A 13,262-nucleotide genomic window follows, 5' to 3' on the forward strand; every position below is an offset into this window, starting at 1 on the left:
ACAGACTCACAGACTCACAGCCTCCCTGGCTAATCCATATTCTCTGCTGTCACAATTCGCAGTTCTACGCGGCCGTCCCGATACAGATCGGGTTCAAATCCCTGTTCCAGATGTCTTATCAACAGGTCGGTGGCCAGCACGGCATGCTGGCGAGCATTCTGATCCAGCGTGTAGGAGAGCGCGCCAGTTTGCAGCAGGTCTTTCGTCACATCATACAATTCGTGTGTGATGTAGCAGCAGCGGCCGAGCAACTGGTGTTGCTGCAATACAGCACTGATATCGCTGTTGTTGTCGCCAGAGTTATACAAACCGACCACATTGCTTGATTGCTGTAACGTGTGATTCAGCAGCGAACGGATTTTGTGCCGTTCATCTTCCCCCGCTAATACTTCACGCAACTGTAACCAGGGAGCACGTTGGGTGATGGCATCACGAAAACCTGAAATACGTTGGATATGTGCGCTGAAATCAAAACGCCCGCTAACCATGATCACATCCCCCTTGTGAGGCATAGTCTGGCTCATTAATAAGCCTGCGGTACGTCCTGCCTGATATTGATTTATTCCAACATGACAGAATCGATGTGAATTGGGTAAATCTGAAACCAGCGAAACCACCGGGACACCTTTATCTTTACACCGGGATAAGGCGTCATGAATAACGGGATAGTCATGCCCATAAACAATAATACCGTCGCGCAACTCACCGCTTTTTTTTATCTTTTCCGCCAGTTTTTCCGGTGGATTTTCCGTCACCAATGTACGAAATAATTTTATTTTACGATAACCCAGTCGATCGGCAATGTTGGCAAATTCATCGGCTAATTGCTGAAAAAACCAGGTGCCATTACTGCTCAGGAATACCTCAATCTGCCAGGGATGCTGTGTATCATCCGGCAGTAAACGCTGCAACCCAGCCTGACGTGCGGCACGCAAGACTTTGCGCACCGTTTCAGGACGAACGCCGCCACGCTCATTCAGTACGCGGTCAACCGTTGCGATCCCAACCCCGGCCAGTTCAGCCACTTTAATCAGGGTGAGTTTTTTCATGATGCTTCAATGCCCCAGTAAAATTCATGTCCAATATTTCAACAACGCAGAGTGCGCTTCAGGTCACAACTGGGCGTCTATTTTCGCCGTATTATGCGCAACATCTCGTGACTGGCAAGATGTTAAATGTTGCGGGACGAAACCATACTCTACATCTTCCAGCGCGGCTTATTAAAAACTTCAATGATGGGAAACCATCAAAAAAAACCTTTCAAAGCGAAGGGGGAGTCATTACTCTTTGCTGCGTTGTTAATATTTAATTAATTACGTAATTTGAATGTAAAAACTTACCTCAGTATTTATCTAATAAAAGCCCACAGGGCAACGTCAGTATTTATCCAATAAACCTTATTTATATGGCTCAATGCCAGGCACAAATACGTCTGTTATTTGACCTGGTTTGCAATGTGAAAGCAGGGAAAACATGAAACGCAGAGAATTTCTCACTTCCATCACCGCATTGGGAGTGGCTTCCACGATCCCGACATTGGCACAAGCCGATGTGGTGACGGGTGGCCAGCCCTGGGAACCCGGCAAAGTCCAAACGCCGCCCGCACCGCCGAGAAAAGGGGGGCTGCAATATCTCACTCAGCATGAATTTGACACGGTAGGCGCCATCGCTGAACGATTTATTCCAGCCGATGAAACCAGCCTGAGTGGCAAAGAGGCAGGGTGCGCCATTTTTATTGATCGGCAACTCGCGGGCGATTACGGCAACGCAGTGGCGATCTACCGTTTAGGCAAATTCGTCAAAGGCACCGCTGAGCAGGGGCCGCAATCTCCGCTGACGCCTGCACAACGCTATCGTCTGGGCATTGCTGCGCTGGATAAAGCCCTCCAGCAACAATATGGCAAAGACTTCCTCTCACTCAGTGGTGATCAGCAGGATCAGGTGCTGACCGCAATGGAGCAGAACAGCCTCGATCTCGGTGAGGAAGTTGAAACCAAAGTGTTCTTTGAACTGTTGCTGCAGAACGTGCGTGAGGGCTTCCTGTCTGACCCGATTTATGGCGGCAACAAAGACATGACCAGTTGGAAAATGATTGGCTTCCCTGGCGCTCGCTACGACTTCCGCGATCTGCTGCCGAAAAAAGGACAGAAGCTCAACATCATTCCTACCAGCCTGATTGATAACACCCTTTAATTTGTTTGCTGAGCAATAAACTATGAATAACGTCCGTCCAAAAGCTGATGTCGCCATCGTCGGCCTGGGGTGGTGCGGCTCTTTGATCGCCGAAGAGCTGACCCGCGCAGGTCTGAATGTCGTTGCCATTGAACGTGGCCCGTGGTTTGAAACCGCGACAGATTTTCCCCCCTCGGTTGATACCGATGAACTGCGTTGGGATACGCGCCGCAGTATGCTGCTGCCGCCCGCCGTCGAAACCACCACTTTCCGTAATAACATCACGCAAACGGCCCTGCCAACGCGCGAGTGGAACCTGAATGAACTGGGTTACAACGTGGGAGGCTCGGGCACTCACTGGGCTGGGATGGCATGGCGTTTTACGCCGTTCGATTTCGAGCCTTACAGCCAGACAGTGAAGCGTTACGGAAAGCAGCAGATTGCCAAAGGGGTGATTCTGCAAGACTGGGGAGTGACTTACGACGAGCTGGAACCGTTTTACGATCGCTTTGAAAAGATCGCCGGCGTGTCAGGCAAGGCCGGTAAGCTGAACGGCGAAGTCATTGAAGGCGGCAACCCTTACGAGGGTAACCGTTCAAGCGAATACCCTTTGCCTGCGCTGGAGAGTATGCGTCTGACGGATATTTTTGCTGAAGGCGCGAAGAAGATCGGCTTGAAACCCTTCATGGTTCCCGCTGGCCAGGCGTCACGCGCTTACGTTAACCCACTGGGTGTGCGTATGGGGCCTTGCACCTATTGCGGTTACTGCCTCTACTACGGCTGCGGTAACTTCTCAAAATCCAGCCCTAACGCCTGTGTCATCCCAGCGTTAATGCAACGTGATAACTTCACGGTGTTAACGGACTCCGCGGTGGTTCGCGTCAATAAAGCGGAAGACGGTAAAACCGCCACCGGCGTGACCTACCTCGATAAGAACAAGAAAGAGTGGGTACAGCCTGCAGACATCGTGATCTTGTCCGCCTTCCAGATGCAAAACGTGCGCCTGCTGCTGCTGTCCAAAATTGGCGTGCCTTACAATCCGGTGACCAAAACCGGCGTGGTAGGGCGTGCCTATAGCTTCCAGACGGTATCGGGTGCAGCGATCCACTTCAAAGATGAAAATCTGAATCAGTATATCGGTGCCGGAGCCCTCTCTTCGCAGGTGGACGACTGGAACGGCGATAACTTTGACCATAGCGGTCTGGGCTTTATCGGTGGCGCAGGGATCCTGGTGGTGGCGCGTGGCGCGCGTCCTATCGGCAATGCCGATGCACTGCCACCGGGCTCGCCACGCTGGGGTAAAGATTGGAAGAAGGCTTATACCCACGCGTTCCAAAACACGACCTTTATCTTCGGCCAGGGCACCAGCTTCTCGCACGAAGATTACTATCTTGACCTCGATCCTGAGTACAAAGATGACAACGGCAATGCATTGTTGCGTGTCACTTTTGACTACAACGACAATGACCGCCGCTCGGCGAAATTTATCGAAGAGAAGAGTGTGGAGATCGGTAAGGCCATGGGCGCTGAAATCGTCATTGGCACTAACTCTGCCTCGGGCGCGTACTCACCGTACAACTTTGCCAGCGACCACACCATTGGCGGAGCGGTCATGGGCAGCGATCCAAAAACCTCGGTGCTTAACCGCTACCAACAGTGCTGGGATGCACACAACGTGTTTGTACTGGGGGCTTCCTCTTTCCCAAACAACGCCGGTTATAACCCAACAGGCACCATTGGGGCGCTGAGTCTGTGGACGGCGAAAGCCATTATTGAACAGTACCTGAAAAACCCAGGTCCGTTGGTGAAGGTGTGAGATGAAGAAAACCAAACTGATTGCGGGCGTAGCAGTGATCGCTGCGGCCGTGGCAGCGGGCATGCTGTGGATGAACGGCGACACCTCTGCGGATGATGTCGCCAGCAACAACGTACTCACCAGCCAACCGCCAACTGCGACAGACAGTGCCGCGATTGAACGTGGACGTTATGTGGCGATTGCCAGTGACTGCACGGCTTGTCATACCATGCCGGAAAGCAAACTGCCGCTGGCCGGGGGCTACTCCATCAGCACCCCCTTCGGCGGCATTTATGCCAGCAACATCACGCCGGATAGCGAAACCGGCATCGGTAGCTGGACGGAGCGTGATTTCTTCCGCGCAGTGCGTCACGGTAAGGGTAAAGAAGGGGAGCACCTTTATCCTGCGATGCCCTACAACGCTTATGTGAAGCTGACGGATCAGGATATGCACGATCTGTGGATGTACCTGCGCTCGGTGAAGCCGATTCACTATCAGGTGCCGGAAACCAACCTGGGCTTCCCGTATAACATTCGTCTGGCGATGATGGGCTGGAACCTGCTGTTTTTCCGCAACGCAGGTTTCCAGATAGACAGCAGTAAAAGTGCTGAATGGAACCGAGGCGCTTATTTGGTGGAAGGGCCAGAACACTGTGCCGCCTGCCATACCGCGAAGAATCTTATTGGCGGTGACAGCAGTGATTATCTGCAAGGCGGCAATCTGGGTGAATGGCATGCCCCCGATATCACACCAAACCCGCACACCGGTATCGGAAGTTGGTCTGAGCAGCAGGTGGTGGATTACCTCAAGCTCGGCAGTAACCATGTGGCGGTCGCTTCAGGCCCGATGGCGGAAGCTGTGACTAACTCCACACAACACTTAACCGACGCTGATTTGCGCGCAATTGCGGTGTATCTCAAGCAAGTGCCGGCATCGACCACGGCGTTGCCGCAACCGTTACCGATGGATAATGGGCAAATGAAGATGGGTGAAAATGTCTATTCAGCCAACTGCACTGCCTGCCATAACAGCGACGGCAAAGGGATCCCCAACCTTGCCGCCAGCCTGGCAAATAACCCTGGCCTGCTAGCGGATGATGCCTCTTCCATCATCACGACGGTGTTGCAGGGCGGGCGCGGCGCGGTGACTACGGGAAATCCAACCAGTGGAGCCATGCCTTCATTTGCGTGGAAACTCTCGGACGAGCAGGTGGCCGCAGTGGCGACTTACCTGCGTAACAGTTGGGGCAATGCGGCTAAACCGGTGACAACGGATGAAGTGGCAAAAGCACGTGCGCAATTGAAGTTACCCGCGCAGATGCCAGCACGTTAAGTTAACTCACTCACCAGGGCTGCTATTTCTCAAAGAATAGCAGCCCTTTTTGTTGCCTGATGTTCAGCAGGACAGCCATTAACAACAGGGTAATTGCATCTGAGGCATGTCAAATTCAAGTTTTGTAATTAACTTAATCACGTCCGATTTTAATTTCTACTAAGGTGTACAACTTAAATTTCCGTGTACAAATATGTTGGTTAATTCGTGTTTAGTTATTTATTTTAGAATCTAAATTGATCATTAATATATAAAGGAAAAATGCCGGATAAGCGAAGCGGCAAATGGCGCACGATTGATCAAGAAGTGATCGATTTTTTGTAGTTAGCAACGAAAATAACCCTCCTGACGTAGCGAATTTTGCATTTAAGCGAAGCGCTAATACGCGTCAGGAGAGTGTTGTGATAAAGGCTAGCGAACGTAACCCTGTGTTGAATTAATGATAGTGTTATTTCCGGCGGCTGATCTTTCCTCCCTTCCGGCCTGCTTCAACGGCGCGGTTCGGATCGTTTTTAAAATTGCCGCCACTTACCTGACCGCCTTTGCGGCCTGCTTCAGCGGCACGCTCCTTGTCCTCGGCGAAGTTCCCTGTGCCCCCACGACGTTGCGTCTTTTTCTCTTCCTCTTCAGGATGCTTGTTAGGGTCCGTCATGCGTTCTCCTCATTATATTTGTACCAACATAAAGCAAAAATAAATGTAGCGTTGTTTTTACCATAATCAAGTCAGGATTAATCTTAAGTTTTATTATTTTGCAGACTGATTGTTTAAGGATAAGTCGATTTTTGTTTATAAGCAGATGAAACTCACATGAATGATGATTGTTAGCGCACTTTAGATGTTGAGTAAAGCGTGGCGTGCGGTTAAATATAAGCGAAGCGGTAAGGTCGTGATATTAATCATCCCTCTCAGTTTTGAGTTGAGCGGCTTGCGCCAGGGGGCTTACTTGCTACGTTTAATTAAGGTGATTGTTAGGTCGTTAATTAACGCTTCGCTTATTTCCAGATAATTCCATGAGCGAAGGTGTTGAATCGGTTAGCTTGCTAAGCAACTGCATACCATCCCCAAAGGTAGTTCATTAACAGCACATCAACCAGGAGTGAATGAATGACGAGGGAATCTGTTTATCTGGATTGGCTACGTGATGCACACGCGATGGAGAAACACGGTGAAATGTTATTAAAACAGGCGATGGAGCGTCTCGACAGTGATTCTGCAATCGGGAGTCACATCGCGCATTATCTTGCGCAATCACGCGCACAGCAGTTGCAGGTGAAAGACGTTCTGAAATGCCATGACGAGGGTTGGTCGGCATTAAAAGAGGCATTAGGTCGCCTGTCTGTGGTGGGGCAGGCCGCAAGCGATATGCTGCGTGTTGAGCAGGGCGCGCGGATGGCCGTCAGCGTCTATGTCTTTTGTAGTTATAAACTTGCCACTTATACCACGTTAATTGCTGCCGCCAGACAGGCTGGTGACAGTGAAGGCGTGGATATTTTTCAGCGCATCTTGCAACAGGAAGGGCAAATGGCGGACAGGCTGCTTGCAGACTTGCCTGAAGCGGCCAATGAATCGATAGACTTACTCGCGATTAGTGAAGCATCAAGCGTGGTGTAGCGTTTTCTCTGGGTGGCCTGCTGGCTGCCCGCAGAGAAAATATTTTGCCTTATTAATGTTTGCACGTTAACAGCAATTGCATAAGCTGCATTAAAAAGCCGTTACGTTTATCCAAACGTAAGATCAACCTGCCCAAAGTCAGTTTAATAAGTAAAGCACATTGATCACTCATGTGACTATTATTGCCAACAATTTAATATAACTGATCAAATTGTCTATTTTCGCTATTCCACAGGAAGTGAATTGTCTTTCACGAGTAAGTTATATTTAAGTAAAAGCATTAAGGTTAGTGAGCATGCTGACGATAACAGCAGGGATGCTGCCGATGAGAACGCGGAGCGTCTCCATTTCTTTGTTTTAATAACACCTGGATTTCATGACTCACTAATAAAAATCATTGAGGTTTCTAAATGGACATAGTTCAAGGATTTTCACGTAATATTAAATTGCGCAGCAAACTCATTATTTCTTCACTCATCAATATCGGTATGCTGCTTTTGGTTGCGGTACTGGGTTTAAATTCGCTGTTTATGGCACAAACCGGCGTCAACGGTATGATGAAAGATGATTACCCAACCATTGCGTTGGGCAATCAGTTGATCGATGAGATTAACACCACCATTCAGCGACAGGCTTTGCTGCTCAGCCCAATCAATGCGGAGCGCCGCAGCACCATCATGAATGAGCTTCAGGGGGCGACCGGGCAAATTACGGAGATTTATCGTCAACTGCATGCACTGGCAACAGATGACGATTCTATTGCTTATCTCAAAATTCTGGATGATAAACGCAAAGCTTATTTAGAGGGCCGCAATGAATTTTTGCAACTTGCGAGCCAGGACCCTAATAAAGCGCTGGATTATTATCTGACAGCATTGGCGAGTAAACAGAAGGACTACACGGGTGAAGTGCAGCGTTTTATTGCACTGCAAGAGCAGCAGATGAACGGCTCCTACACACATTTTATGGATTCCTACCACACCACTAAAATTTCAATGGTGGTGATCTTTTTTGCGGCGGTTATTCTTTCTGCATTGATTGGCTGGATTATTATCCAATCCATTACTGTGCCATTAAATAATGTGATTGCGTTTTTAGGCCGCGTTGCTGATGGCGATCTCAGTACGAATTTCTATGAAAAACGTAAAGACGAAATGGGCCAGTTAATAAACGCTATTCAGCAGATGCAGGATAAAATGTCGACCATTGTCAGTCATATTCGTATCAGCGCAGAGCAAATCTCAGGAGGTGCCAGCGAAATTATGTCGGGGACGCATGATTTGGCCGCGCGCACTGAAGAACAAGCCAGTTCGGTTGAGCAAACGGCAGCATCGGTTGAAGAATTTACCGCCACCATTAGCAACACGCGCAATAACACCCACTTTGCTGCCGATCTGTCTGAAAAGGCGGAAAGCGCCGTGGGGCAGAATGCCACCATGATGAACAATGTGTCGACCAAAATGGCTGAGATCCATGATTCCGCAGGCCGCATGGCAGACATTATCAATCTGATAGATTCGATTGCTTTCCAGACCAATATCCTGGCGCTCAATGCGGCTGTTGAGGCGGCACGAGCAGGGGAGCACGGTCGCGGTTTTGCGGTCGTCGCGCAGGAAGTGCGTGCGCTGGCACAGAAAACCGCCACCTCATCGCATGAGATTCGTCATCTGATTGAGGAGTCCTCCACGCGCATCGTTGATGGCCGTGACATGGTGGCGGATGCCAACAAACTGATGTCGGAAATGATGAACAACGTGGTGAACATGAAGGAAGTGCTGTCACAGATTAACCAGGCCAGTACCGAACAGGCCGATGGCATCAGTCAGATCAACACCGCCATCAGCCAAATCGACATCACGACACAACAAAATGCCTCGCTGGTGGAGCAATCCCTGGCCGCTTCCGCCATGCTCAGCGAGCAAGCGACAAATATGGTGAACAGCGTCAGTGTGTTTACCTTGCGTCATAGCGCATAACAACAAGTGACAGGCGGCCTGAAGGTCGCCACTACGGTAGATTCTCACTATTTAAGACGGGCGCCTGATCAAGCAACCATTGAAGCAATAGCTTGATGTTGGGCGCTTCCTGCCGGGTTTTCGGCCACACCAGATAATAACCGTCACCTGTCGCCACCGGCTGGTTAAATGGCAGCACCAGTAAGCCGTTGTTGATCGCCTGATGGCTGAGCAGCAGGTCACCTATTGAAACGCCGTGTCCGCTGATCGCCGCCATCGAGCCCTGTTCCAGAGTATCGAACAGTTTGCCTTGCCACAGATTGATAATCGGTGCATCAGCTACCCCCTGTGACCATCGCAGCCAGTCGCGGCGATCGTGTGAAGGGTGAATCAATTCACAGCTTGCCAGTTGCGTTTGTGCTTGTCGTTTCAGCGCGGGGGCGCAAATCGGAATTAACCACTCCTGAAACAGCAAATGGCACTCGGTGTCTGCACCAAAATGACCGTCACCCAACAAGATGGCGCAGTCAAAAGGTTCACGGGCAAAATCGACTTTGTCGGTGTCCATCCAAACGCTGGTAATCTGCACTTCTGGTGTTGAGTTTTGCTCACGATATGCTTGGAGTACATCCAGCAACCAACGCATGGTCAGTGTCGAAGGAGCCTTGAGACGGAGTTGATGACCCTGCTGCGCGAAGGCGGCGCAAGCTTGCTCTAAAGAGGCAAATCCGACCTGTAATTGTGCCGCGAATACGCTACCCGCAGCGCTGATTACGACCCTGGGCCCTTTACGGATAAACAATTGGCAATCGAACCACTCTTCCAGGGTACGGATGTGACGGCTAATCGCGCCAGGAGTGACGTTGAGTGCGGCGGCGGCCTGGCTAAAAGACCCCAACTGCGCCGCACTGGCAAAGGCGCGCAACGCATAAAGTGGTGGAAGCGTCATAAGGCAAACTCAATGTTGAGTAAAACTCACATTCAACGTCATTTTAAAGCGTTTTTCAACGAACAAACGAAAGGCAATACTGGCGACCTTCGCGTGCGTTTACAGGTCGATGCCATGAATCTCTCACTGCTGCTGGCATATATGCTGGCAATTTTATTGCTGTTAATGACGCCAGGCCCGGTGGTGGCGCTGGTTACGGGCACGGCCGCACGTCACGGTTATCGCCGCGCTTTTGCCACCGTGGTGGGCACTAACGCGGCATCACTGGTGTTGATCGCGCTGGCTGCGCTGATGTTGACGGGGTTGGTTTCGATCAATCCTCGGAGTTTGCAAGTCGCCGGGTTGCTGGGTTCCCTATTTATTGGCGTGATTGCATGGCAAGGCTTACGTGCTGCGACCAGTGCAATCGCCCACCGGCCCGCAGCACAGGGTGGATTGCTGAAAGGCTTTGTGGTGGGCATCTCTAATCCAAAAGATATTCTGTTCTTTGCCGCGCTGTTTCCACAGTTTATCGCCATTACGCCCGATCTTAGCAGCAGCCTGATCACTCTGGCGCTGGTGTGGATGGCCTTCGATTTTGCGGTGCTGGCGTTTTACATCATCACCGTAAAACGCTGGCTGCCGGGTGCACAACAGCTACGCATGGAGCGGGTATCAATGCTGATATTATTGCTGATCGCGCTGGCGGGCGCGTTCTACAACCTGAGGCAGCTGTTGTTGTAGCGTGGTATTGAAGATTTTACCCACAACGCCGATAACGCATAGCGAATTGCTGCATGGAGCAACTTAAAGGGAAAAATAATGAAAAAAGCATTGATAGCGTTAGCGGTTTTAACCCTGGCAGGGTGCGCCAGACCTTATGGATCAGCCGATACCATCATCAATCAGCAAATGGTGACACCGGATGCCAGCAAGAAGCAGACACCGGTTACCGTTACGCGCCTTAAGCAGTTTATTGGTAGTGCCAGCGGCGGATCCTGCAAATTCGTGGTGAACGTGGATGGTCAGGATGTCGCGATGTTGCGTCAAAACCAGTTTGTCACTGCGTATCTGGAAAATGGTCTGCACAAGTTGCGCGTCAGTAATGACTGTTCAGTGATGAGTCTGGGGATGCGCAAGTCGCTGGATATTGTGGCTGACGGCACGCCACAGGAGTACGCCACAGAAGTGGGCTTCTGGGGACAGTACCGCATGTGGCGCACTAAATAAGTTATAAAGCGGAGTGATGCCAATGCCAGCGGCCATCAGGAGCACTTTGTCTGCGGGTATTAGTTGAGCAGCAACTGTGCTTTGTGCCGCTGAAAAACAGCGTGATGCGTCCGCTGACGTAGGCTCTGTGTACTGCGCCATCCCGACAGTTATCGCGGGCGGCGCAGAGGGTGATTCAGCGCATCACTCAGGTTATCGATGAGATGGCGCGTTAAGCATCTGATGCCTGTTTCGGAAATTTATTGCGCAGTTTCTGCAATTTTGCCGGGATATTCATCATACAGAAGGCGTTTTCCTGTCCTTCTTTCTCCCAGAAGTTTTGATGATAGTCTTCGGCTGCGTACCACTCAGCTAGCGGTTCCAGCTTTGTCACCAGCGGCTTGCTGAGTTCGGCAGCGGCACGCGCTATCCCTTGTTCAGCGGCAATACGTTGTGCATCGCTGGTCGGAAACAGTGCGGAACGATAACGTGAACGCACCACGCCGTCTTTGATGTTTTCCTGCGTGGCATCATGCGTAGCGAAGTGGATGTCGAGCAGATCGTCGTAACTGACGAGCGCGGGATCGAACTCGATTTTCACCGCCTCGGCGTGACCCGTGGTGTCGCTGTAAACCTGATCGTAAGTGGGTGACGAGACATGGCCGCCGATATAACCACTTTCCACGCTCAATACACCATGGATGGATTGGAAAATCGCTTCAGTACACCAAAAGCAGCCGCCGGCAAAAATGGCTTGTTCACGCATCAGTCTAAGTTCCGGATAAAAAAGTGACGTTACCTTACACGGCGGTGAAAAGTAACGCCACTGCATTGGCGCATCCTGAATGACTATCAGCGCGGTGAGCCGCACTCAGGCTTCTATTGCTGCGTAATCCCCTGTGCCTTCGGGCCATGGCGTGAGCAAATCGAAGCCGGTCTCGGTCACAGCAATGGTGTGTTCCCACTGCGCCGACAGCGAGCGATCTTTTGTCACCACCGTCCAGCCATCAGATAAAACACTGGTGCCTGCTTTACCAGCATTGATCATGGGCTCGATGGTGAAGATCATGCCTGCCTGCAGCGCAATCCCTGTGCCCGGCGTACCGTAGTGCAGAATCTGAGGCTCGCCGTGATAAATCTCACCGACACCGTGACCGCAATATTCACGCACCACTGAAAATCCGGCTTTCTCCGCCACCTGTTGGATCGCGGCGCCGATATCACCCAAAGTTGCACCGGGTTTGACGACTTTAATGCCCGCCACCATGGATTCGTAGGTGATATCGACCAGACGTTTAGCGCGCACCGACGGCTCACCCACGTAATACATGCGGCTGGTATCACCGTACCAGCCATCTTTGATGATGCCGATGTCGATGTTGACGATATCGCCATTCTTGAGCTTTTTCTCACCAGGAATCCCATGGCACACCACGTGGTTTACCGACGTACAGGTGGTGCGCGTATAGCCGTGATAGCCAATATTGGCGGGAACAACCTTCAGTTCATTGACAATATAGTCATGGCAAATGGCGTCCAGTTCATCTGTGGTCACGCCGGGTTTGACGTAAGGGGTGATGATTTCCAGCACTTTTGCCGCGGCGTGTCCGGCAGCGCGTGCCAGTTCGATTTCTTCAGCAGTATGCAGTTTGATGGTCATTGCGCGATTCCCTGCGTGGTTAATGTAGGCTGGTCAAGCAGCTGCGCTAAATCTGCGCCGCCGTCACGTTCGACACGCATCAACAGGCGTGTTAGTTCCTGAAGGTTGAGGTCAGGATAAAGCTCAGCCAGCATGCCAATCTTCATCCAGTGTTCTGCCTGCGCATTGATGGAACGGCTTAATGCCGTGCTCGCGATACGCAGATTCTCATGCATCAGATCAGAAATTTTTACGATACCCATTATGCGATCCGTATATGAAACATAGACGTTTTGCATATAGGTTACGCTGCGTCCGGATAAGATGGAAGGGGAAATATTGGGAAGTTTGCCGTGACCATGAACAGCATCCCTACCTTTTAGCCGTCTAAGCCTGCTACGGCGTGACAGGATGGCGTGATGTGTGGAGGAAAAGAGGGCAGAGGAAAATAGGGCAGAGGAAAAGATAGACTAAAGGAAAATACCCTGCGAAGCGGCTTAACACTCGTTGCAGAGTAATATCTCTGGATTTCCCCAGAGCAGGGTGCTGAATGTTCGGGATTTGAAACCTTAGCTAAAATAAAATAATCCACGATAGAGGGATTAAGCTAATAATCGAG

Annotated in this window: 13 protein-coding genes and 1 pseudogene; 8 read left to right on the forward strand and 6 right to left on the reverse strand. The window is 50.8% G+C overall.

From position 1 onward, the window contains the following. Positions 1–29 precede the first annotated feature (29 nt). Complete coding sequence (locus tag VH86_RS08725) at positions 30–1,049, reverse strand: LacI family DNA-binding transcriptional regulator (protein ID WP_045832637.1); 1,020 nt, start codon at positions 1,047–1,049, stop codon at positions 30–32. 424 nt (positions 1,050–1,473) lie between these two features. On the opposite strand from VH86_RS08725, the gene VH86_RS08730 reads away from it, so the two are divergent. From VH86_RS08730 to VH86_RS08740, 3 genes are read left to right on the forward strand one after another with little or no spacing between them, the layout of a single operon-like run. Further along, on the forward strand, positions 1,474–2,193 hold the full coding sequence (locus VH86_RS08730; protein ID WP_045832638.1) for a gluconate 2-dehydrogenase subunit 3 family protein: 720 nt from the start codon (positions 1,474–1,476) through the stop codon (positions 2,191–2,193). Positions 2,194–2,215: 22 nt separating this feature from the next. Beyond that, positions 2,216–3,988 carry a GMC family oxidoreductase gene (locus tag VH86_RS08735; protein ID WP_045832639.1) on the forward strand — a complete coding sequence of 591 codons (1,773 nt, stop codon included), beginning with the start codon at positions 2,216–2,218 and terminating at the stop codon, positions 3,986–3,988. Position 3,989: 1 nt separating this feature from the next. After that, a complete protein-coding gene (locus tag VH86_RS08740) occupies positions 3,990–5,300 on the forward strand; it encodes a c-type cytochrome (RefSeq protein WP_045832640.1) in 1,311 nt (436 codons plus the stop codon). 448 nt (positions 5,301–5,748) lie between these two features. Here VH86_RS08740 and VH86_RS08745 read toward each other — a convergent pair whose 3' ends face one another. After that, positions 5,749–5,952, reverse strand: coding sequence for a general stress protein (locus tag VH86_RS08745; RefSeq protein ID WP_034822638.1), 204 nt, complete (start codon positions 5,950–5,952; stop codon positions 5,749–5,751). 453 nt (positions 5,953–6,405) lie between these two features. Between VH86_RS08745 and VH86_RS08750 the strand changes: the two genes are divergently transcribed. Both VH86_RS08750 and VH86_RS08755 read left to right on the forward strand, forming a co-directional pair. Beyond that, complete coding sequence (locus VH86_RS08750) at positions 6,406–6,912, forward strand: DUF892 family protein (protein ID WP_045832641.1); 507 nt, start codon at positions 6,406–6,408, stop codon at positions 6,910–6,912. A gap of 410 nt (positions 6,913–7,322) precedes the next feature. Next, a complete protein-coding gene (locus VH86_RS08755) occupies positions 7,323–8,888 on the forward strand; it encodes a methyl-accepting chemotaxis protein (protein ID WP_045832642.1) in 1,566 nt (521 codons plus the stop codon). 31 nt (positions 8,889–8,919) lie between these two features. Here VH86_RS08755 and VH86_RS08760 read toward each other — a convergent pair whose 3' ends face one another. Continuing rightward, entirely contained in the window at positions 8,920–9,816 is an 897-nt protein-coding gene (locus VH86_RS08760; protein WP_045832643.1) for a LysR substrate-binding domain-containing protein, read from the reverse strand. Positions 9,817–9,930: 114 nt separating this feature from the next. On the opposite strand from VH86_RS08760, the gene VH86_RS08765 reads away from it, so the two are divergent. The 3 genes and pseudogenes from VH86_RS08765 to VH86_RS26110 all read left to right on the forward strand — a co-directional run. Next, complete coding sequence (locus VH86_RS08765) at positions 9,931–10,539, forward strand: LysE family translocator (RefSeq protein WP_045832736.1); 609 nt, start codon at positions 9,931–9,933, stop codon at positions 10,537–10,539. Positions 10,540–10,617: 78 nt separating this feature from the next. Further along, complete coding sequence (locus VH86_RS08770) at positions 10,618–11,025, forward strand: hypothetical protein (RefSeq protein ID WP_045832644.1); 408 nt, start codon at positions 10,618–10,620, stop codon at positions 11,023–11,025. A gap of 71 nt (positions 11,026–11,096) precedes the next feature. Then, positions 11,097–11,240, forward strand: a pseudogene (locus VH86_RS26110) (LysR family transcriptional regulator); the annotation flags it as partial. On the opposite strand, the gene msrA reads toward VH86_RS26110, so the two are convergent. The 3 genes from msrA to VH86_RS08785 form a co-directional block, all read right to left on the reverse strand. Beyond that, entirely contained in the window at positions 11,237–11,773 is a 537-nt protein-coding gene (gene msrA, locus VH86_RS08775) for a peptide-methionine (S)-S-oxide reductase MsrA (RefSeq protein WP_082082846.1), read from the reverse strand. The pseudogene VH86_RS26110 and the gene msrA overlap by 4 nt on opposite strands. A gap of 102 nt (positions 11,774–11,875) precedes the next feature. Next, positions 11,876–12,664 carry a type I methionyl aminopeptidase gene (gene map / locus VH86_RS08780; protein WP_045832645.1) on the reverse strand — a complete coding sequence of 263 codons (789 nt, stop codon included), beginning with the start codon at positions 12,662–12,664 and terminating at the stop codon, positions 11,876–11,878. Continuing rightward, a complete protein-coding gene (locus VH86_RS08785) occupies positions 12,661–12,906 on the reverse strand; it encodes a ParD-like family protein (RefSeq protein WP_045832646.1) in 246 nt (81 codons plus the stop codon). Before VH86_RS08785 ends, map begins: the two co-directional genes overlap by 4 nt. Between the last annotated feature and the right edge of the window lie 356 nt (positions 12,907–13,262).

The sequence above is a fragment of the Pantoea sp. BL1 genome (assembly GCF_000963985.1).
Classification (GTDB): Bacteria; Pseudomonadota; Gammaproteobacteria; order Enterobacterales; family Enterobacteriaceae; genus Pantoea; species Pantoea rwandensis_B.

Coding starts and splice junctions, on each gene's coding strand:
- VH86_RS08725 (WP_045832637.1), bottom strand. CDS start 1,049: ATGAAAAAACTCACCCTGATTAAAGTGGCTGAACTGGCCGGGGTTGGG.
- VH86_RS08750 (WP_045832641.1), top strand. CDS start 6,406: ATGACGAGGGAATCTGTTTATCTGGATTGGCTACGTGATGCACACGCG.
- map (WP_045832645.1), bottom strand. CDS start 12,664: ATGACCATCAAACTGCATACTGCTGAAGAAATCGAACTGGCACGCGCT.
- VH86_RS08730 (WP_045832638.1), top strand. CDS start 1,474: ATGAAACGCAGAGAATTTCTCACTTCCATCACCGCATTGGGAGTGGCT.
- VH86_RS08740 (WP_045832640.1), top strand. CDS start 3,990: ATGAAGAAAACCAAACTGATTGCGGGCGTAGCAGTGATCGCTGCGGCC.
- VH86_RS08770 (WP_045832644.1), top strand. CDS start 10,618: ATGAAAAAAGCATTGATAGCGTTAGCGGTTTTAACCCTGGCAGGGTGC.
- VH86_RS08745 (WP_034822638.1), bottom strand. CDS start 5,952: ATGACGGACCCTAACAAGCATCCTGAAGAGGAAGAGAAAAAGACGCAA.
- VH86_RS08785 (WP_045832646.1), bottom strand. CDS start 12,906: ATGGGTATCGTAAAAATTTCTGATCTGATGCATGAGAATCTGCGTATC.
- VH86_RS08760 (WP_045832643.1), bottom strand. CDS start 9,816: ATGACGCTTCCACCACTTTATGCGTTGCGCGCCTTTGCCAGTGCGGCG.
- VH86_RS08755 (WP_045832642.1), top strand. CDS start 7,323: ATGGACATAGTTCAAGGATTTTCACGTAATATTAAATTGCGCAGCAAA.
- VH86_RS08735 (WP_045832639.1), top strand. CDS start 2,216: ATGAATAACGTCCGTCCAAAAGCTGATGTCGCCATCGTCGGCCTGGGG.
- VH86_RS08765 (WP_045832736.1), top strand. CDS start 9,931: ATGAATCTCTCACTGCTGCTGGCATATATGCTGGCAATTTTATTGCTG.